We start from the raw sequence: 19,345 nt of genomic DNA, 5'->3' as shown, positions 1-19,345 counted from the left end.
GTCGATCGATCTACTTAACTTCGTAAGAGAGATCGTCTTTTTTAATCTCTTTCTTTTGCACTGCGTCTTGCTCGCCATCACAATCTTCAGGGCGGCCGCCACAGATATCACAAACGGTATCCATGCCAAGTGCACTCATGCCACCACAAGAGCCCTTAATTGGCTTATTCGAGAAGATAACGCCTACTGACATACCAACGATGACAACCAGTAGAACAATAAATGTAATCACCATAATTTCCATGGCTCACTCCCCTTCTTGAACAAAGGCTTCAAACTCTGCTGTCGCCTGTTCGATAAATGTATCACCCTGCTCTGACTTATATAAGAAGTAGGCTGCAATGCCCTCTTCTTTGGCGAACTCAAACCCTTTAGTTTCGCCCATCACCATCAGGGTCGTCGCTATGGCATCTGCTTCAGCACAGGTCGATGTCAGTACGGTCACTGATGCTAGGCGGTGGGTGATCGGTTTTCCTGTCTCTGGATTGATGGTGTGCGAAAAACGGACACCCTCTTCCTCAAAGTAGTTTCGGTAATCACCGGATGTAGCAATCGCAGTATCCTTAACATTAATGATTCGTCCGATACTGCGCTCCATTGATGCCGGTGACTCAATGGCAATGCGCCAATGCGAACCATCAGGCTTCAAACCTTTAGCGCGAAGCTCACCGCCGATCTCAACCAGATAGTTATGAATACCTTCGGCTTCGAGAATCTCAGCCAGTTGATCAACGCCGTAGCCTTTAGCGATGGCAGAGAGATCAACATGCTGCTGTCCTAATTTTCGCAGACGAGAGGGGTCTTTTAAAACCTCGACTTTTTGGTAACCAATGCGATCCTTTAACGAAGCGATCTCTGCCTCGGTGGGTGCCTTTTCGATACGGCCATTGGGCCCAAAGCCCCAAAGGTTAACCAAAGGTCCCACAGTGACATCAAACGCCCCGCCGGATCGCTCACTGATCGTCAATGACTGCTCGACAACCGCTGCCAGCGCGTCTGAGACTTCCATCTCACTGCCTGCAGGAAGCTTGTTAAAGGTCGAGAGTTCACTATTAGGAATGTAGGTAGACATCTGCTGATTAACGGTTGCTAGAACCTTACCGGCACGATTGCGAATATCAGTGATACGATCTTCGTTAAGATCAACCCAACGCATACTGAAGGTAGTGCCCATGGTTTGACCATCAATGCCAACCACCTTCTCATTTTCAAAAAAGTTACAGCCCGTCAGAACAAAAACGGCCAGTAGCATAGCTACCGGCCATTTAATAAGGCTTTGAAAACCTGAGATCATCAATTAGCCACCGAAGTCGTCAAGCATGATGTTCTCACGTTCAACACCTAGGTTGAGTAGCATGTCGATCACCGCTGCGTTCATCATGGGTGGTCCACACATGTAGTACTCACAATCTTCTGGTGCTTCGTGATCCTTCAAGTAGTTCTCTAGAAGGACGTTATGGATGAAGCCAGTCAGACCTTCCCAGTTATCTTCTGGAAGTGGATCAGACAGTGCTAGATGCCATTCGAAGTTCTCATTCTCTTCAGCCAACTTATCGAACTCTTCTGTGTAGAAGGCTTCACGAACAGAGCGTGCACCGTACCAGAAAGAGATCTTACGCTTAGAGTTTAGACGCTTAAGCTGATCGAAGATGTGTGAGCGCATTGGTGCCATACCTGCACCACCGCCGATGAAGACCATCTCATTGTCAGTCTCGCGAGCGAAGAACTCACCGAATGGTCCGTAAACATCAATAGTATCACCTGGTTTCAGGCTAAATACGTACGATGACATGATGCCTGGTGGCACATCGTCACGACCTGGAGGTGGCGTTGCAATACGGATATTGAACTTAACCACACCGCGCTCTTCAGGGTAGTTCGCCATCGAGTAAGCACGAATCGTTGTCTCGTCGACTTTAGAGACGTAACGCCAAATATCGAACTTATCCCAATCTGGGTGATACTCTTCCTCGATTGCGAAGTCTTTGTAGTTTACGGTGTGTGGTGGACACTCTAGCTGAACGTAACCCCCTGCGCGGAAGTCGACGTTCTCGCCTTCAGGCAGACGCAACGTCAGCTCTTTGATGAAGGTAGCAACGTTCGGGTTAGAGTCAACCGTACAGGTCCACTTCTTAACGCCGAAGACATCATCTTCAACATGAATCTTCATATCCTGTTTAACAGGCACCTGACAGCTTAGACGCCAGCCCTCTTTTGCTTCACGCATTGTGAAGTGTGACTCTTCTGTAGGTAGCATGGAACCGCCACCTTCATGAACTTCACACTTACACTGGGCACAAGTACCGCCACCACCACAAGCAGAGGCAAGGAATACACCCTTGTCTGCTAGAGTCTGCAGCAATTTACCACCTGCAGGAACAGTGATGCTCTTTTCAGGATCACCGTTAATTTCAATTGTTACGTTGCCGGAGCTAACCAGCTTAGCGCGGGCAGCCAAGATAATAGCAACCAGTGCTAATACCACGACTGTAAACATCACCACGCCTAGGATGATTTCTGCATTCATAGCTAATTCATTCCTCTCCTAGAAGACCACTTACAGCTGTACGCCAGAGAACGACATGAAGCCCAGTGACATCAGACCTACAGTGATGAAGGTGATACCTAGACCACGTAGACCCTCTGGTACATCTGAGTACTTCAGCTTCTCACGAATACCAGCCAAGGCTGTGATCGCAAGTGCCCAACCGATACCTGCGCTCGTGCCGTAAACAACACTCTCACCAAAGGTGTAGTCACGCTCAACCATGAACAGCGCAGCACCCATGATTGCACAGTTAACTGTGATCAGTGGTAGGAAGACACCCAACGCGTTGTAAAGCGCTGGAACGAATTTATCTAGGAACATCTCTAGGATCTGAACGATCGCAGCGATAACGCCGATGTAAGAGATGTAACCTAGGAAGCTAAGGTCAACTTCTGGGTAACCCGCCCAAGCCAATGCCCCTTCACGAAGCAATAGGTTGAAGATCAGGTTGTTTACTGGAGTCGTAATCGCCAATACAACGATAACGGCTACACCTAAACCAAAGGCTGTTTGAACCTTCTTAGAGATCGCCAAGAAGGTACACATTCCCAAGAAGAATGCGAGCGCCATGTTCTCAACGAAGATCGCCTTAACGGCAAGACTGATCATCTGTTCCATTAGTGAGAACCTCCTTTAGTGTTAGCCGCCATTTCAAAATCTGGCGCCTCAACTTGTTTTGGATCCCAAGAGCGGATGATCCAGATGAAGATACCGATTAGGAAGAAGGCACTTGGAGGAAGCAACAATAGACCGTTGCTCTGGTACCAACCACCATTAGTGACTAGCGGAAGAATCTCGATACCGAACAGTGAACCTGCACCAAAGAGTTCGCGGAAGAAACCGACAAACATCAATACAGCGCCGTAACCAAGACCGTTACCAATACCATCTAAGAAGCTTGGTAGTGGTGGGTTCTTCATCGCGAAGGCTTCTGCACGACCCATTACGATACAGTTAGTGATGATCAAACCAACGAATACCGAAAGCTGCTTAGAGATATCGTAAGCGTAGGCTTTCAGGAACTGGTCAACAACGATTACCAAGGATGCAATGATCGTCATCTGAACGATGATACGGATGTTACCCGGGATATGGTTACGAATAATCGACACGAACATGTTCGAGAATGCGGTAACCACAATAACAGCCAACGACATAACCAGTGCCGTTGCCATGTTTGACGTAACCGCTAGTGCAGAACATACACCCAAGATTTGCAGTGCAATTGGGTTGTCCTTAAAGATAGGGGTCGTCAAGATCTCTTTTGACTTAGCCATGATTAAGCGTCTCCTGCACGAAGGTTAGCCAAGAACGGAGCGTAGCCGTTTTTGCCCATCCAGAATTGAACAAGGTTAGTGACACCGTTACCCGTCAACGTTGCACCTGAAAGGCCGTCAACTTTGTACTCAGCGTTAACTGTCGATGAATCAACCTTACCTTTGATCAGCTGAAGCTCTGGCTTCTGCATGTCATTGGCGTAGACTTTTTTGCCCGGCCAGATCGCTTTCCAAGCTGGGTTGTCCACCTCACCACCAAGACCCGGAGTCTCTGCGTGTGAGTAGAAGCCTAGACCGACCACTGTATTTAGATCACCTTCCAATGCTAGGAAGCCGTACAGCGTTGACCAAAGACCGTATCCGTGAACAGGCAGGATGATCTTATCCAGTGCACCGTTATTGCCTTCTACAACGTAGACTGGCATGAAGTTAGGCTGACGCTTGATCGACGCTTTATCATCTTCACGCGACAGTGATTTTGATAGCGCAGGGTCTTTAGCCGCCTTCTGGATATCGAACTTAGCACCGTCTACTGCATCAGTGAACTTGCCTGTTTCCATATCAACAACTTTGGTTGTGATCTGTGCGAACAGCTCATCAACCGATTTGCCTGGTTGAAGAAGACCCGCTGCCGCAAGAATGTTTGTCTTACGGTCAAGATCTTTGTTAGCAACCTGTTTGGGTTTAAGGATGACAGCTGCTGCTGACACCACTACCGAACAGATTACACATAGCAGAACGGTTACCGTAACCGTTTTGCTAATCGTATCGTTATTAGCCGACATTACGTGCGATCCTCCGTTTGATGTTCGCTTGCACCACGAAATTATCGATGAGCGGCGCAAAGAGGTTCGCGAATAGGATCGCGAGCATCATACCTTCTGGGAATGCTGGGTTAACCACGCGGATAAGAACAACCATCACGCCGATTAGAGCACCAAAAACCCACTTACCTTTATCCGTCATTGAGCCAGAAACTGGGTCGGTCGCCATAAAGAACATACCGAACGCGAATCCACCCATAACAAGATGCCAGTAGAAAGGAACGCTGAACATTGGATTGGTTTCAGAACCGATCGCATTGAACAGTAACGTGGTCGCAACCATGCCGAGGAAAACACCGGCAACAATTCGCCACGCGGCAACACGAGCAAACAGCAACACTGCACCACCAATCATGATCGCCAATGTTGAGGTTTCACCCACTGAACCTTGAATCGAGCCTAGGAAAGCATCCATCCAAGTCACGTTTGCAGCAAGAACGCCCTCGATACCACCGGCAGCGGCTAGACCAAGCGGTGTTGCACCTGAGAAGCCATCAACTGCGGTCCAGATCGCATCACCTGACATCTGTGCTGGGTAAGCAAAGAATAGGAATGCACGGCCTGTCAGTGCTGGGTTAAGGAAGTTTTTACCAGTACCACCGAACACCTCTTTACCGATAACAACACCAAAGCTGATGCCCAGTGCGACCTGCCATAGCGGAACAGTCGGAGGAAGAATCAGTGAGAAAAGGATCGAAGTTACGAAGAAACCTTCGTTCACTTCATGGCCACGCTTCATTGCAAATAGGACTTCCCAGAAGCCACCTACAATAAAGGTCGTTGCATAGATGGGTAGCCAGTACATGGCACCATGTAGGATGTTATCCCAGGCGCTTGTTGCGTCGTAACCTGCAAGAGCAGAAATTACAGCACCCCGCCAGCCTTCCGCTTCGGTCAGGCCAAGCACTTCCATTGCGCTGTTTGCTTGGAAGCCAACATTGTACAGGCCAGCAAATACCGCAGGGAAGGTACACATCCAAACCAGGATCATCATACGTTTTAGGTCAACCGCATCACGAACGTGTGAGGCTGTCTTAGTCACGGCACCTGGCGTGTAGAAAATGGTATCTACCGCTTCGTAGAGTGCGTACCAGTTCTCGTACTTACCACCTTTGTGGAAGTGAGGTTCTAAAGAATCAAAAAAACCACGTAAGCTCATAATCTTCTCCTCCTTAGGCTTCTTTCTCTATACGAGAAAGGTTGTCACGAAGGATCTCGCCGTACTCATATTTACCTGGGCAGGCAAAAGTACAGAGCGCCAGATCTTCCTCTTCCAGCTCAAGACAACCAAGGTCCATAGCAACAGCGATATCGCCGACAACCAGTGAACGAAGCAGTTGAGTTGGAAGAATATCTAGGGGCATCAAACGTTCAAACTGACCAGTAGGAACCATGGCACGTTCTGAACCGTTTGTTGTTGTAGTAAAGGCAAACTTTTTACCCGGCTTGAACATAGATACAAACATGTTCATCACAGAGAATTTCTCTGTGCCTGGTGCTACCCAACCCATGAATTCACGTTCTGTGCCTTCACGAAGAACGCTTACCTGGTTGGCGTAACGCGCAAGGTAAGCGGTTGGACCAGACGCTTTAGCACCATTCCAAACAGAGCCATTGATCACACGGTTATCGCCAGCTTTAAGCTGACCAGCCGTCAACTCATCAAGTGACGCACCAACACGTGTTTTAAGCAGCGTAGGCACCTCAACTTGGGGACCCGCTAAAGATAGGTAACGCTCAGTGCTCAAACGACCCGTTGTAAATAACTTACCGATCGCGATCACATCTTGGTAACCCAAGTACCATACCTGCTTGTTACGGTGAACAGGATCAAGGAAGTGAATGTGTGTACCTACGTTGCCGGCAGGGTGAGTACCTTCAAAGGTTTCTGTTGTAACACCAGATACGGAAGGTAGCTCTGTACCTGGAGCTGCACAGAGATAAACGTTGTTGGCTTGGATGCGAGTCAGAACGGTTAGACCCTGTTCAAACGCCTCTTTTTCGGCACTTAGAACAACGCTAGGGTCCATCGCTAATGGATTGGTGTCCATCGCAGTCACAAAGATCGAACTTGGTACCGCATCGACTGCTGGTACCTTACCGAAAGGACGAGTTCTTAGAGAAGCCCACAACCCTGAAGCAATTAGGTTTTCACGAACCTGAGACTCTTCCAAAGAGGCAAGCTCAGAAGCTGCGTAACTAGAAAACTCAACTGCGTCTTCGTCTGAATCCAATTCAATGACGACTGACTGTAGCACTCGACGTTCACCGCGATTAATCGCAGTAACAACCCCTGCACCAGGAGCTGTGAATTGAACGCCATCATTCTTCTTATCAGTAAAGATCACCTGACCGAGTTTTACTCGATCCCCTTCCCGAACCATCATTGTTGGTTTTAGACCAACGTAATCGGCTCCTAGAAGCGCCACAGTTTTAACATCAGCTGAAGGGGATACCTTCTGTTCTGGTGCACCTGTGATAGGCAGATCTAGACCCTTTCTGATCTTGATCATTCGCTTTATTCCAATCCGCTAAAAATTTTTAAAGCCTCGTACTGAAACCATCTCGCTCTTTTGAAGCTCAATCGTACAGACGGACCTTTCCCAAAATCGCGCAAATTATACCTGACAGAGGTTTATTGCCGCTACAGAGGGAGAGGGGCTTTCAGTGATTATGTAGTTAATTTACAGGACAAACAGCTAACTAATTTTGAATAAACAGTTAACGGTTTGTTATATAGATGCTTTTTAAAACCGAAGGCGGGGGTGTTTATGACGGACAGGAATAACCTGTCCGGTTATGTGGAATTATACTACCAACATTAATAAAGGTAGGGACTCCATGCAGGAGCGCGAACATCACCACGAGTATTCGGCATTCTAAATCGTACCTGACCATCCAAAGAGACTGCTGATAGCACACCTTGATTACCCTCTTGCGTTGCATAAAGGACTACGCTGGCATTAGGCGCAATGGTGGGAGACTCTTCCAAACCGGTCTCTGTCAGAATATCGAGTCGATCAGTCTTTAGATCCAATACCGCAACAGAGAAGCGATTACCTGACCCACCTGAGCGGTGAATCAACGCTAGGAAGCGACCGTCAGGGGTCATGCTGGCACGGGCGTTGTAGTTTCCTTCGTAGGTTACTCGAGTCATTTGACGTGTCGCCAAGAATAGACGATAGATCTGTGGCGACCCTCCTCGGTCAGAGGTGAAGAAGAGCGACTCACCATCGGGCGCCCAGCTTGGCTCGGTATCGATACCATAGTGATTAGTCACTCGTTGCAACTGACCCGAGGTCACATCCAACACATAGATCTCGGCATTACCGTCTTTAGAGAGCACCAGTGCTAGCTTATTGCCATCAGGTGACCAAGCCGGCGCACCATTCAAGCCGGAGAATGATTGGATTCGTTCGCGTTTCCCGGTTGCCAGGTACTGAACATAGATTGATGGACGACCCGTTTCAAACGAAACGTAAGCGATCTTCTTGCCATCCGCGGACCAGCTCGGTGACATGATCGGTTCGCGTGACTCTAAAATTACACGCGGACGGTTGCCATCCCAGTCAGCCATCTCAAGACGGTAGCGAGAGGTTTGACTGGTCAACTGTTCAGCGGTGACGTAGACGATGCGAGTTGAAAAAGCACCACGATTGCCTGTCAGTGCCTGATAGATCTGATCCGCAATAAAGTGAGCCGCATCTCTAAGTTGGTTAATGTCACTCTCTAAAGGCTGGATCATGATGTTCTCCTCTTTAAGAACATCATAAAGTTCATAGCGAAGGCTGACGCGTGTCGCGGAGATCGGCTCGATTTTACCGACCACAAGAAAGTCACTCTTCGTCATTCGCCAATCACGGAAGAAGACCTGGCTGCGCTCAGAAGGCAGGCTTAACATCGCTGATCTTGGTAAAGTAGTGAATAGACCTGAACGTGATAGATCTTGATCGACAATCTGCGCCACATCTTCTGGGAGCGCACCCTGCCCTGTCCACTTAAAAGGGACAACCGCTACCGGTGTTGGCTCAGAAAGACCCTGTGTCACTTCGACAACCAATTCAGCTTTAACGATTAGTGGCGCCCACAACAGAACAAATATCAGGCTTTTAAATTGGTTAAGATTTACCATCTCAATCCCTCAGGTCTAAATTCAATTAACACTCTACGCAAATTACGCTCAAACGTAATCGGGTCGACGCTTGCAATCAACTCATACTGCCCTACACGCTCAATCGCCTGAAGTACTGATCGATCGTAAGCCATGTCACCACTGCTTTTAATAATCTCTGCCAGATCCACTTCACCCGATGGGAAGAAGTGAATCCGCACGGTCGCTGTCATCCCGTTACGTGCTGTAGAGGGCAGACGCCAGTTATCTTCTGTTAGCGTTCGAATGTAGGCACCTACATCAGCGACCGTTTGTGCTGCTCTTTCAGCTGCTGCGGCACGCTGCCTTGCCAGCTCTTCGCGACGTTTTGCTTCAGCCTGCTCCTGGGCTTTACGCTCTGCATCCGCTTTTCGTTTGGCCTCTTCTGCAGCTTTGCGTTTAGCCTCTTCCGCTTGACGCTTCTTAGCTTCCGCCTTTTTCTTAGCCTCTTCAGCGGCTTTTAATTTGGCTTTTTTAGCCTCTGCATCAGCTTTTTTCTTAGCCGCTTCAGCTTTTTTACGCTCTGCAGCTTTACGTTCAGCCTCTGCTCTCTTTTTCTCTTCAGCCGCTTTTTTGCGCTTAGCGTCATCGGCTTTTTTCTTATCAGCGGCTTTTTTAGCATCCGCTTTACGTTTAGCGTCCGCTGCTTTCTTGCGCTTTGCCTCATCGGCTTTGGCTTTCTTGGCTCGTTCCGCGGCTTTTTTCTTCGCAGCCTCTGCAGCTGCTTTATCTTTCATCAATTTCTCTTCAGCGGCTTTCTTTTCAGCCAGAGCCGAAAGATCGACCATTCGAGCCTCGATATGTCGCGGCTGCGCTTTACGATCCACCTCTTGACCGATCCAAACCCCTGAAATAACCACCAACACCAGTGCATGAACCAGTGCAGCAAAAAGGGTTGGCAGAAGATAACTACGATCGAACAAGGATCTACTCCGTCACCAAACCGACTCGTTCAGCTCCAGCACCCTGTAACAGCACCATTAACTGAACCACCTGATCATAGCTCGCTTGACGATCACCTCGAACCAACATCATTTTTCCAGGGTTAACCGAGAGTATCTGCCTGATCTGACCCGCTATCTGTTCGGCACTTTTAGGAACCGTCTCATCTTCACCCAAATTGATGTAGTAAAGTCCTTCTGCATCAACCGTCACGATCAATGGCTCTTCATCTTGAGTCTCTACAGGCTCAGAGGAGGCTTTCGGGAGTTCCACATCAACGCCTTGAGTCAACATAGGAGCTGTCACCATAAAGATAATCAGCAGAACCAAGGTCACATCGATATAGGGTACGACGTTAATCTCTGCATTCAATTTGCGCTTTGTGCGCTGACGCCTAATCATCTTTTACCCTTAACGAGCATGAACGCGACGGTAAAGAATGCTAGAGAACTCATCGGCAAAGGTTTCGTAACTGTTCAACAGAGAATCCACCGATGCTGAGTAACGGTTGTAGGCCACCACGGCCGGAATCGCCGCAAACAGACCTATAGCCGTCGCGACCAAGGCTTCTGAAATACCCGGCGCTACCGAGGCAAGGGTCGCCTGCTGAACGTTAGCCAGACCACGAAACGCATTCATGATACCCCACACGGTTCCAAACAGACCGACATAGGGGCTGGTAGAACCCACCGTTGCAAGGAAAGGAAGGTGCGCTTCGAGCTTCTCCTCTTCACGTGCCATTGCGACACGCATGGCTCGCTGCACACCGTTCATCACCATATCCGGATCAGCATTTGACTGCTGTGTCAGACGTGTAAATTCTTTGAGTCCAGCACGGAAAATATTTTCAGCTCCGCTCTCTGAATTAGGTTCAGCATTGGCTTCGCGGTAGAGCTGACCTAAATCAGCACCCGACCAAAAACGCTCTTCAAATGCTTTAAACGCTTTTTGTGCACCGCTAATGACGCGGCGACGTTGAAAGATAACAACCCAAGATAAAAACGAAGCCGCCAAAAGCGACAACATAACTAACTGGACGACGAAACTCGCACCAAATACGAGACTCCAAATCGACAGCTGATCTTCCACACTCAACTCCTGTTAATCCCAAGCTTCCGGATGCGCTTGGGTGATTGATGTAATTAACTCTTTTGGCCAGCGTTTCGGACGCATGGCTCCAGTGACGGATATCACTTCAACTTCTGCTTGGCAGAGGACTCTATCAGATCCCTCCTTAACAACAGCTTGCAGAAATTTAACACGTGCACCTTGCGGTTTTTTGACGGTTGTTCTGACAATTAACGAATCATCAAGCCTAGCCGGCGCTAAATATTGCGCCTCCACCGAACCAACCACAAAAATCAAATTTTGCTGTGACAGTTCGTGCTGCGACCAACCCGCCGAACGCAACAACTCCGTCCGAGCACGCTCCATAAATTTTAGATAATTAACGTAGTAAACAATACCGCCAAAATCGGTATCTTCTATGTAGACTCTGACAGGCCACTGAAACGCCATAATAAACTAGTTTCCTTCAGGCTTATCGACACCAAAGTATCGGTAAGCATGGTCGGTTAGCACCCGCCCTCTTGGCGTGCGCATGACAAAACCTTGCTGAATCAAATAGGGCTCGAGAACGTCTTCGATGGTGTCACGCTCTTCGCTAATGGCTGCCGCAAGACTGTCCACACCAACAGGACCACCACCAAACTTTTCTAGCATGGCGAGCAGCATTCGACGGTCCATGTGATCAAAACCATGTTGATCGACATTGAGCATATTCAATGCCAGATCAGCCATCTCTTCGGTGATACGCCCATCCCCTTTCACTTCAGAGAAGTCACGTGCACGGCGCAGGAGCCGGTTGGCAATACGAGGAGTACCGCGAGAACGACGTGCAATCTCGTGCGCACCACCCTCATCGATTTCAGAACCACTTAAACGTGCCGTTCGCATGACAATATTGGTCAGATCGGCAATCGAATAGAACTCTAACCGCTGCACAATACCGAAACGATCACGCAGTGGTGACGTCAATAAGCCGGCACGTGTCGTAGCACCGACTAACGTAAAGGGGGGCAGTTCCAGTTTGATCGATCGTGCAGCTGGGCCTTCACCGATCATGATATCGAGCTGGTAGTCCTCCATCGCGGGATAGAGTACCTCTTCGACACTGGCACTGAGTCGATGAATCTCGTCTATGAAGAGCACATCTCCCGGCTCAAGATTGGTCAGAAGAGCTGCAATATCACCCGCTTTCTCTAAAACAGGGCCAGAGGTGGTTTTAATTTCACTGCCCATCTCATTGGCAATAATATTGGCCAGTGTGGTTTTACCCAATCCTGGCGGGCCAAAGATCAGAGTATGATCCAGTGCTTCATTACGCTTGCGAGCGGCATGGATGAAGATCTCCATCTGCTCTCGAACTTGCGGCTGACCTTCATAGTCTTGAAGTGTCTTAGGGCGAACCGCGCGATCATGCACCTCTTCATTGGGTGTCTTAACCGGCGATATAAAACGATCAGGTTCAATCTGCATCTTAGCTTGCCACCATCATCTTAAGTGCCTGACGAATCAACGATTCTGTATCGGCCGTCTCACCCAATTCGGTGACCGCTTTTTCAATCGCCTTAGTTGCTTGCAGCGGTTTATAACCCAATGCGACCAGTGCCGTCTCTGCATCTGCTCTGTAATCGACGGTAGGCTTCGCATCCACGATGGGCATTGCAAAATCACTCAGTTCCGCTTCAACACGGGTCGGTAGCTCAAGTCGATCCAGCTTATCCTTCATCTCGATGATTAAACGCTCAGCGGTTTTTTTACCGACACCCGGCAGACGTACCAGGGCTGTACTGTCCTCATGCTGAACCGTTCGAATGAACTCTTGGACGGAGATACCCGAAAGAATGGTCAACGCCAACTTAGGCCCCACCCCATTCACCTTGATCAGGGTTCGAAACAGAGTGCGTTCGTTTTTGTCGGCAAATCCATAAAGAAGCTGTGCATCTTCACGCACAACGAAGTGTGTATACAGCGTTACAAAGGTGCCGACGTCCGGCAATTTGTAGAAGGTATTCATGGATGCTTCCAATTCATAACCGACACCGGAAACATCTATCAGCAACTCTGGAGGTGACTTCTCTACCAATTCACCTGTTAAACGACCTATCACAATCTGACCTCAATAAAGTAACGCATTGATATTATTCGAAAGCACTTACAATCTCCATCGCCCTTTTACTGAACGACGAGTTCCCGCTGTCGCTATTAAGCCTTGACGGGTATAGGCATGACAGAGTGCGATGGCCAGCCCATCAGCCGCATCGACCTGTGGCAACCCCGGAAGTGACAAAATACGCTGCACCATCATCTGGACCTGCCCCTTATCCGCAGCGCCAGTTCCAGCTACTGCCTGCTTCACCAGGCGTGCCGCATATTCATGAACCTCTACGCCTCGATTGACGGCCGCTACGATAGCGGCCCCTCGTGCCTGCCCTAACTTAAGCGCAGAGTCAGCGTTACGAGACATAAAGACCTGCTCTATCGCACACTCTTGAGGCTGGTAGCGCTCAATCAGTTCAGAGACACCGCTAAAGACTTGATTTAACTTATCAGGAAGGGTCGCATCCGCGATTTTGATACAACCACTGGCAACGTACTCAGCCTTATTACCCTGAGCATTGATGATGCCGTATCCGGTAATTCTTGAACCTGGGTCGATTCCCAATATCAGCATCGGTCGCCTGTCGTAGTGATTGTTTTAATGCTGTATATACTAACAGTAGTTGTGATTGAGACCAATACCTTAAACAGACAGCGGTTGACAGGCTAAAGCCAGTCACCGGAGCATTAAATTCGATTAGCAAGTCCAATCGATCGCGGTTTGGCGCGGGGCGCCAATACGCTCCTATAGTAGGACTTTGCAACGATCTCTCTGCGTAGCTCGACTGTAGGAGCGAATTTGAGCGCAGCGAAAAACCGCGATCAACTCGCATCTGCGAGTTGTAAGTCTTTCAGCATTTTCCAGAGACACAAAAAAACCGGCTTACCGCCGGTTTTTTTTAATCAAACACTAGATTAAGGTGTTTTACGCAACTTGATGTTTAGATCACGCAGTTGAGCCGCGCTCACTTCACCCGGCGCTTCAGTCATTGGACATGCCGCTGACTGAGTTTTAGGGAAGGCGATCACTTCACGAATCGAAGTAGAACCTGTCATCAACATAATCAAGCGATCAAGACCGAACGCCAGACCCGCATGTGGTGGCGCACCGAACTTAAGCGCGTTCAATAGGAAGCCAAACTTCTCGTCCGCCTCTTCATCACTGATACCCAGTACTTTGAAGACCGCTTTCTGCATCTCTTGATCGTGGATACGAACCGAACCACCACCAAGCTCACAACCGTTAAGAACCATATCGTAGGCACGTGACAGCTGACCTTCAGGCTGAGCAATCAACTCCTCTGGTGAACAGCTCGGTGCTGTGAATGGGTGGTGAAGCGCTGTCATGCTGCCATCGGAGTTCTCTTCAAACATTGGGAAGTCGACAACCCATAGTGGCGCCCACTCACGCTCAAGCATGTTAAGGTCTTCACCCACTTTGATACGCAGCGCACCCAAGGCTTCGTTAACGATGTTGGCTTTATCCGCACCGAAGAAGACAAGATCACCATCTTTCGCTTCAAGGCGCTCCATAATCTGCAGCGCAATCTCTGCACCCAAGAACTTAACAATTGGAGACTGAAGGCCTTCAGCGCCAGCCGCTAGATCATTCACTTTAATCCACGCCAAACCTTTCGCACCGTAGATTGATACGAACTTAGTGTACTCATCAATCTGCTTACGAGTCAGCTCTGAACCGCCCGGTACTTTAAGAGCCGCGACGCGACCTTTTGGATCCGTTGCTGGGCCAGCAAACACTTTAAAGTCGACAGTTGCGACAAGGTCTGCAACATCAACCAATTCCATAGGAATACGCAGGTCTGGCTTATCAGAACCAAAACGCTGCATCGCCTCAGAGTATGGCATGTGCGGGAACTCGCCTAGATCGATGTTCAATTGATCTTTGAACAGGCCACGGATCATATTTTCAGTGATTGCCATCACCTCGTGCTCATCAAGGAATGAGGTCTCGATATCGATCTGAGTGAACTCTGGCTGACGATCAGCACGCAGGTCTTCATCACGGAAACACTTAGCAATTTGGTAGTAGCGATCAAAGCCAGAGACCATCAGCAGTTGTTTAAACAGCTGTGGTGACTGAGGCAGTGCGAAGAAGCTACCTTCATGAGTACGGCTTGGGACTAGGTAGTCACGTGCACCCTCTGGTGTAGCACGAGTCAGAATCGGCGTTTCGATATCTAGGAAACCTTGATCTTCAAGGTAAGCACGAACCTGGTGAGTCACTTTAGAGCGGAAACGAAGCTTCTCTTGAATCTCTGGACGGCGGAGATCGACGTAGCGGTGACGAAGACGAACATCTTCACCCACTTGCTGGTGCTCATCCAACTGAAAAGGAGGAGTTTCAGCCTTGTTCAGGATGATCAGCTCTTTACCCAGCACCTCGATAGCACCCGTTGGCATATCCGGGTTGGTAGTACCCTCTGGCCGAGCACGAACAAGGCCTTTAACCTCAACTACGAACTCGTTACGGCAGCTATCCGCCAACGCGAAACTCTCTTCGCGATCTGGATCAAACACAACCTGTGTCAAACCCTCACGATCACGAAGATCTAGGAAGATTACGCCACCGTGGTCACGACGACGGTGCACCCAACCTGCCAGGGTAATTTCTTGTCCAATATGTTCTTCACGAAGATCGCCGCAATAGTGGCTGCGCATAACTCTGCTGTCCTATCTACTAAAACCCGCTGAAACGAGTATTAACTAAAATGGTTAGGCCTATGGCCGAAAGGCGGGAATTATACCTGAATTAACAGGCTATTACAGGGCAATTTTTGGTATTTCAAAGAGTATCTTGTGGATTCTAGAGCGGGTGACAGGCTTAAGGCCTGTCACCTTTGGGACGTCAAACTATCTACGAAGAGCGGTAACTGGTTTTCAACCTGTCAAACGCTGATTATACCGCTCTAAACTCAACTTCACCGGTTAACAAGGCATCCAAACGCTCTTTGACAGAGGCTAGCTCATCTGAGCTGTAAGGCTGTGCTGGCACTTTCCCCCAGACTGGTCCTGGCCAAGCAGGATCACTCTCTAACCGGGCGATAACATGTATATGCAATTGGGAAACCATGTTACCTAGATTCGCAACATTCATCTTTTTGGCCGCGAAGATATCGGATAACGCTTGAGCCAGTGCACTGGTCTCCAGCAGCATCTGCTGTTGATCCTCTGCACTGAGATGGTAGATCTCTGTCATACCCGCACGACGAGGTACAAGAATCAGCCAAGGATATTGGCTATCATTCATCAGCAAAACCGAAGAGAGCGGGAAATCACCCAACTTAATCGTATCCGCAGCAAGTTGAGCATCTAACTGAAATTCGAGTTCTAGTTCATCCATTTCTATATACTCCTCGTAACGACCTAACCTTTTCTTAAATATAGACCAAGCAGATGGAAATTAGGACTCATCAATCCATTAATAGTATTGATAAGCATCGTTGGAATGAACTTAAGGATTCCGACTATCCCTTTCTGCGTCATGAATTCTTGGCCGCGATGGAACATTCAGGGTCTGTTTCGACGGAACAGGGTTGGCAACCCTGTCACTTAGAATTAATTGAGGAGGGTGAGACGATTATCTATCTCCCTCTCTATATTAAATACCACTCTTGGGGTGAGTATGTTTTTGATCAGAGTTGGGCAAACGCTTTCCATCAATCCGGCTTAAACTACTATCCAAAGCTTCTAAGCGCAGTCCCTTTTACGCCATCAACCGGCCCGAGATGGGTAGGTAAACTGAAAGCTGAAGAGTCTCTACAGAGAATATCCCAAGCGATTAAAACCTTTGCTAGCGAGTACAAATTAGAGAGCTGGCACCTTCTCTTTCCAAACGACTCATCGATAAAAAGCGCTCTGCCTAGGGATTTGTTAATCAGAAGCGGACTGCAGTATCAGTGGTTTAATAGAGATTATCGTGACTTTAACCACTTCCTAGAAGGGCTCACTTCTCGAAAACGCAAAGAGCTGCGTAAAGAGCGCGAAAAAACCGAGGCGTTTAAATTCATTCACCTCTCAGGTTCAGATATTACCCAAGATCAACTTCAGCAGTTTTACGAACTCTACTCACTCACCTACCTTAAACGGGGACGTGAGCCCTACCTAAATGAGAGTTTCTTTACCGAATTAGTGCACACCATGCCCGAGCAGATGCTGTTTGTCTTTGCACAACTTGACGGAAAAATCGTTGCGGGCGCCCTATCCTTCCATGACAGCAGTACGCTCTATGGTCGCTATTGGGGCTGTTATGAAGAGTATGACGCGCTGCACTTCGAGACCTGCTACTACCAGGGGATCGACTACTGCATTGCACGACAGCTCAAGCGCTTTGACTCAGGTGCACAGGGAGAACATAAGATTAAGCGCGGTTTTGAACCTATATTTACTCACTCTGTACATTGGGTTAATCACCCAGAATTTCACAAAGCGATCGCTAACTTCGTTGATGAGGAGCGGGACTATCTGTCATCACAAAAATCTTACTTATCTGAAAGACTTCCGTTTAAGAACACAGATTTATAGTCTACTCTTATGAAAAGATTCCAGACAATCCATTTAACGGACTAAACATGACACTGCTCAACCAGCTCAAAGACGCTTATCTTATTCGTGACCTTGTAGAAGGAAAGATACGTTACTTTTGGGAATTCCCCTCTGGAGAGCGCGCCAGCGAACTACTGGTCTCTTATGATGCGGCTTATGACTGGTGGCGACAGGCGATTCATGATGCCTATGAAGGCCCCGAACGTCGTACTTCACCTTTTGATCGACGCGCTAACAGTGTTAAACGCGCCAGCGAGGTCAAACATGGGCAAGTGACCGTTCAGTCTTACGGTGGGCGACGCACAACTGATACGCCACCGAAAATTAGAGAGGATCGAGCTGAAGCTAAAATTGAGAGGTTAAAGTCCCAGCTGTCGCATTGGAGTGATCAATAAACGAGCAATCAGTGCAGTGGGGTTTCGTACTTTTTCTGAATCGCAATCAATTGAGGCTGAATATCGAGTGGGGCGTACTTGATCGCTTGATCAAACAGCTCTTTGTTCGCCTCTGATAATCGCTCATCTTCGTCCATCTGTGACAACTGACTCATCGCTTCAAGAAATTTAGGGTGCGGTTTCGTAGCAGACATCACAGACCTCCTGATCCAATAGATTAGATTCTATTGTGGCCTAAAGTATTCACTAGGCAAAGTGCTTTTTAGCGCAGAACAAACTCTACTGTTCCGCGCCTTTAGCTTTGGCTTCGGATGCTCGTAATTGATAATCATCTTCAGGTTTGGAGATCCACCCTTGAAGTTCACGATCAATCAATCCACACAGCATGTTAATGTGTGATGCATCAGAGTTTAGCGCTTCAATGTATTCATAACGCTCACCACCCGCCTCTTCGAAATATTCGCGGTTCTCTTCACCGATCTCTTCAATGGTCTCAAGACAATCAGACGAAAACCCAGGGCAGACCACCTGAACAGATTTCACACCCTGGCCAGGTAGGGATTTAAGCGTCTCATCAGTATATGGCTTCAACCACTCTTCGCGACCAAATCGAGACTGGAAGCAGGTCATGTACTCCCCCTCTTCTAACCCCAAACGATCGGCAATCAGTCGTGTCGTTTTATGACACTGACAGTGGTACGGATCGCCATTTAAAAGGTATCGTTTTGGTACACCATGATAAGAGAGAATGAGTTTATCCGCTCGCCCATGCTCAGCCCAATGAGCTTGGATCTTCTCTGCTACCGCCTCAATGTAAGCAGGTTCATCAGCGTACTGCTGAATAAAACGGAAATCTGGAATCAGACGGCGTTTTTGAAAATCACTCGCTACCGCATCAAAGGTAGAAGCGGTCGTTGAAGCGCTGTATTGCGGATAGAGTGGCAACACTACTAACTTTCGAACACCCGCTTCTTGCATGCGATCTAGCACTGATTCAATCGATGGATTGCCATAACGCATCGCAAAATCAACCACGACGCGATCGCCATACATCGATTCAAAATGGTTACGGATAGCTTCTGTCTGATTTTTAGTATGAGTAAGAAGCGGTGAGCCTTCGTCCGTCCACACGGTTGAGTAGGCTTCAGCAGAACGCTTCGGGCGTATATTTAAGATGATAAGATTGAGAACCATCCACCAAATTGGACGCGGAACTTCCACGACACGAGGATCCCAAAGAAACTCCTTAAGGTAGCGTTTAAGCGCTTTGGGAGTCGGTGCATCCGGTGTACCCAGATTGGTCACAAGGACGCCGATTTTATCTTTCTGGCTATGAGAAAATTTTGGAAAGCCTTTGTATTTCATCTAAAAAACGCTCTAAATGTTTGATGGTGACAGTGTAGCCAATCTTATGTGAGTGCACCAAGACTGAAATCAGAAAAATCCATACGCACTCTATGGGCTTTACGATCACCTGTAGCAAC

The 19,345-nt window shown here is 48.3% G+C and carries 22 protein-coding genes; 2 read left to right on the top strand and 20 right to left on the bottom strand.

What is annotated here, in order from left to right; all coding sequences use genetic code 11:
• Positions 1-10: 10 nt before the first annotated feature.
• The 18 genes from nqrM to XMA152_RS09740 form a co-directional block, all read right to left on the bottom strand.
• Positions 11-244 (bottom strand): (Na+)-NQR maturation NqrM, encoded by a 234-nt coding sequence (gene nqrM, locus XMA152_RS09825; RefSeq protein WP_173483487.1) that lies wholly within the window; start codon positions 242-244, stop codon positions 11-13.
• A 3-nt stretch (positions 245-247) separates the two neighbouring features.
• The gene (locus XMA152_RS09820) at positions 248-1,294 is read right to left on the bottom strand and encodes an FAD:protein FMN transferase (RefSeq protein WP_173483486.1); all 1,047 of its coding nucleotides are present in this window, start codon (positions 1,292-1,294) and stop codon (positions 248-250) included.
• Positions 1,295-1,297: 3 nt separating this feature from the next.
• Positions 1,298-2,527: an NADH:ubiquinone reductase (Na(+)-transporting) subunit F gene (gene nqrF, locus XMA152_RS09815; protein ID WP_173483485.1), complete on the bottom strand. Its 1,230-nt coding sequence runs from the start codon at positions 2,525-2,527 to the stop codon at positions 1,298-1,300.
• Positions 2,528-2,557: 30 nt separating this feature from the next.
• Positions 2,558-3,166, bottom strand: coding sequence for an NADH:ubiquinone reductase (Na(+)-transporting) subunit E (gene nqrE, locus XMA152_RS09810; RefSeq protein ID WP_173483484.1), 609 nt, complete (start codon positions 3,164-3,166; stop codon positions 2,558-2,560).
• Positions 3,166-3,825, bottom strand: a complete 660-nt coding sequence (locus tag XMA152_RS09805; RefSeq protein WP_173482076.1) for an NADH:ubiquinone reductase (Na(+)-transporting) subunit D — start codon at positions 3,823-3,825, stop codon at positions 3,166-3,168. The genes nqrE and XMA152_RS09805 overlap by 1 nt, the downstream gene beginning before the upstream one ends.
• 2 nt (positions 3,826-3,827) lie before the next feature.
• Positions 3,828-4,610 (bottom strand): Na(+)-translocating NADH-quinone reductase subunit C, encoded by a 783-nt coding sequence (locus tag XMA152_RS09800; RefSeq protein WP_173483483.1) that lies wholly within the window; start codon positions 4,608-4,610, stop codon positions 3,828-3,830.
• On the bottom strand, positions 4,600-5,808 hold the full coding sequence (locus XMA152_RS09795) for an NADH:ubiquinone reductase (Na(+)-transporting) subunit B (protein ID WP_173482078.1): 1,209 nt from the start codon (positions 5,806-5,808) through the stop codon (positions 4,600-4,602). Before XMA152_RS09795 ends, XMA152_RS09800 begins: the two co-directional genes overlap by 11 nt.
• A 13-nt stretch (positions 5,809-5,821) precedes the next feature.
• Entirely contained in the window at positions 5,822-7,162 is a 1,341-nt protein-coding gene (locus XMA152_RS09790) for a Na(+)-translocating NADH-quinone reductase subunit A (RefSeq protein WP_173482079.1), read from the bottom strand.
• A 308-nt stretch (positions 7,163-7,470) separates the two neighbouring features.
• Positions 7,471-8,781, bottom strand: a complete 1,311-nt coding sequence (tolB, locus tag XMA152_RS09785) for a Tol-Pal system beta propeller repeat protein TolB (protein WP_173482080.1) — start codon at positions 8,779-8,781, stop codon at positions 7,471-7,473.
• Positions 8,775-9,722: a cell envelope integrity protein TolA gene (gene tolA, locus XMA152_RS09780; protein ID WP_173483482.1), complete on the bottom strand. Its 948-nt coding sequence runs from the start codon at positions 9,720-9,722 to the stop codon at positions 8,775-8,777. Before tolA ends, tolB begins: the two co-directional genes overlap by 7 nt.
• Before the next feature lie 4 nt (positions 9,723-9,726).
• Positions 9,727-10,143, bottom strand: coding sequence for a protein TolR (tolR, locus tag XMA152_RS09775; RefSeq protein WP_173482082.1), 417 nt, complete (start codon positions 10,141-10,143; stop codon positions 9,727-9,729).
• A 9-nt stretch (positions 10,144-10,152) separates the two neighbouring features.
• Positions 10,153-10,830, bottom strand: a complete 678-nt coding sequence (gene tolQ / locus XMA152_RS09770) for a protein TolQ (RefSeq protein WP_173482083.1) — start codon at positions 10,828-10,830, stop codon at positions 10,153-10,155.
• Positions 10,831-10,842: 12 nt separating this feature from the next.
• The gene (gene ybgC / locus XMA152_RS09765) at positions 10,843-11,259 is read right to left on the bottom strand and encodes a tol-pal system-associated acyl-CoA thioesterase (protein ID WP_173482084.1); all 417 of its coding nucleotides are present in this window, start codon (positions 11,257-11,259) and stop codon (positions 10,843-10,845) included.
• A gap of 6 nt (positions 11,260-11,265) precedes the next feature.
• Positions 11,266-12,279, bottom strand: coding sequence for a Holliday junction branch migration DNA helicase RuvB (gene ruvB, locus XMA152_RS09760; RefSeq protein WP_173482085.1), 1,014 nt, complete (start codon positions 12,277-12,279; stop codon positions 11,266-11,268).
• Position 12,280: 1 nt separating this feature from the next.
• Complete coding sequence (gene ruvA, locus XMA152_RS09755) at positions 12,281-12,913, bottom strand: Holliday junction branch migration protein RuvA (protein WP_173482086.1); 633 nt, start codon at positions 12,911-12,913, stop codon at positions 12,281-12,283.
• Positions 12,914-12,958: 45 nt separating this feature from the next.
• Complete coding sequence (gene ruvC, locus XMA152_RS09750) at positions 12,959-13,477, bottom strand: crossover junction endodeoxyribonuclease RuvC (protein WP_173482087.1); 519 nt, start codon at positions 13,475-13,477, stop codon at positions 12,959-12,961.
• Positions 13,478-13,818: 341 nt separating this feature from the next.
• Positions 13,819-15,582, bottom strand: coding sequence for an aspartate--tRNA ligase (gene aspS / locus XMA152_RS09745; protein ID WP_173482088.1), 1,764 nt, complete (start codon positions 15,580-15,582; stop codon positions 13,819-13,821).
• Positions 15,583-15,820: 238 nt separating this feature from the next.
• Entirely contained in the window at positions 15,821-16,264 is a 444-nt protein-coding gene (locus XMA152_RS09740) for an HIT domain-containing protein (RefSeq protein WP_173482089.1), read from the bottom strand.
• Between the two features lie 53 nt (positions 16,265-16,317).
• Here XMA152_RS09740 and XMA152_RS09735 point away from each other — a divergent pair, with 53 nt between their 5' ends.
• Positions 16,318-17,445, top strand: a complete 1,128-nt coding sequence (locus XMA152_RS09735) for a GNAT family N-acetyltransferase (RefSeq protein WP_173482090.1) — start codon at positions 16,318-16,320, stop codon at positions 17,443-17,445.
• Between the two features lie 47 nt (positions 17,446-17,492).
• Positions 17,493-17,861, top strand: a complete 369-nt coding sequence (locus XMA152_RS09730) for a hypothetical protein (RefSeq protein ID WP_173482091.1) — start codon at positions 17,493-17,495, stop codon at positions 17,859-17,861.
• Positions 17,862-17,869: 8 nt separating this feature from the next.
• On the opposite strand, the gene XMA152_RS09725 is transcribed toward XMA152_RS09730, so the two are convergent.
• Positions 17,870-18,055 (bottom strand): hypothetical protein, encoded by a 186-nt coding sequence (locus XMA152_RS09725; protein ID WP_173482092.1) that lies wholly within the window; start codon positions 18,053-18,055, stop codon positions 17,870-17,872.
• Between the two features lie 85 nt (positions 18,056-18,140).
• Complete coding sequence (gene hemH / locus XMA152_RS09720) at positions 18,141-19,226, bottom strand: ferrochelatase (RefSeq protein WP_173483481.1); 1,086 nt, start codon at positions 19,224-19,226, stop codon at positions 18,141-18,143.
• Between the last annotated feature and the right edge of the window lie 119 nt (positions 19,227-19,345).

The sequence above is a fragment of the Marinobacterium sp. xm-a-152 genome, assembly GCF_013282965.1.
GTDB lineage: Bacteria > Pseudomonadota > Gammaproteobacteria > Pseudomonadales > Balneatricaceae > Marinobacterium_E.
This window is presented reverse-complemented; position numbering and strand designations above follow the sequence as displayed.

Coding starts and splice junctions, on each gene's coding strand:
- XMA152_RS09725 (WP_173482092.1), bottom strand. CDS start 18,055: ATGTCTGCTACGAAACCGCACCCTAAATTTCTTGAAGCGATGAGTCAG.
- XMA152_RS09730 (WP_173482091.1), top strand. CDS start 17,493: ATGACACTGCTCAACCAGCTCAAAGACGCTTATCTTATTCGTGACCTT.
- ybgC (WP_173482084.1), bottom strand. CDS start 11,259: ATGGCGTTTCAGTGGCCTGTCAGAGTCTACATAGAAGATACCGATTTT.
- XMA152_RS09740 (WP_173482089.1), bottom strand. CDS start 16,264: ATGGATGAACTAGAACTCGAATTTCAGTTAGATGCTCAACTTGCTGCG.
- ruvB (WP_173482085.1), bottom strand. CDS start 12,279: ATGCAGATTGAACCTGATCGTTTTATATCGCCGGTTAAGACACCCAAT.
- ruvC (WP_173482087.1), bottom strand. CDS start 13,477: ATGCTGATATTGGGAATCGACCCAGGTTCAAGAATTACCGGATACGGC.
- nqrF (WP_173483485.1), bottom strand. CDS start 2,527: ATGAATGCAGAAATCATCCTAGGCGTGGTGATGTTTACAGTCGTGGTA.
- tolB (WP_173482080.1), bottom strand. CDS start 8,781: ATGGTAAATCTTAACCAATTTAAAAGCCTGATATTTGTTCTGTTGTGG.
- XMA152_RS09805 (WP_173482076.1), bottom strand. CDS start 3,825: ATGGCTAAGTCAAAAGAGATCTTGACGACCCCTATCTTTAAGGACAAC.
- aspS (WP_173482088.1), bottom strand. CDS start 15,582: ATGCGCAGCCACTATTGCGGCGATCTTCGTGAAGAACATATTGGACAA.
- XMA152_RS09795 (WP_173482078.1), bottom strand. CDS start 5,808: ATGAGCTTACGTGGTTTTTTTGATTCTTTAGAACCTCACTTCCACAAA.
- nqrM (WP_173483487.1), bottom strand. CDS start 244: ATGGAAATTATGGTGATTACATTTATTGTTCTACTGGTTGTCATCGTT.
- tolR (WP_173482082.1), bottom strand. CDS start 10,143: ATGATTAGGCGTCAGCGCACAAAGCGCAAATTGAATGCAGAGATTAAC.
- hemH (WP_173483481.1), bottom strand. CDS start 19,226: ATGAAATACAAAGGCTTTCCAAAATTTTCTCATAGCCAGAAAGATAAA.
- nqrE (WP_173483484.1), bottom strand. CDS start 3,166: ATGGAACAGATGATCAGTCTTGCCGTTAAGGCGATCTTCGTTGAGAAC.
- XMA152_RS09800 (WP_173483483.1), bottom strand. CDS start 4,610: ATGTCGGCTAATAACGATACGATTAGCAAAACGGTTACGGTAACCGTT.
- XMA152_RS09735 (WP_173482090.1), top strand. CDS start 16,318: ATGGAAATTAGGACTCATCAATCCATTAATAGTATTGATAAGCATCGT.
- XMA152_RS09820 (WP_173483486.1), bottom strand. CDS start 1,294: ATGATCTCAGGTTTTCAAAGCCTTATTAAATGGCCGGTAGCTATGCTA.
- XMA152_RS09790 (WP_173482079.1), bottom strand. CDS start 7,162: ATGATCAAGATCAGAAAGGGTCTAGATCTGCCTATCACAGGTGCACCA.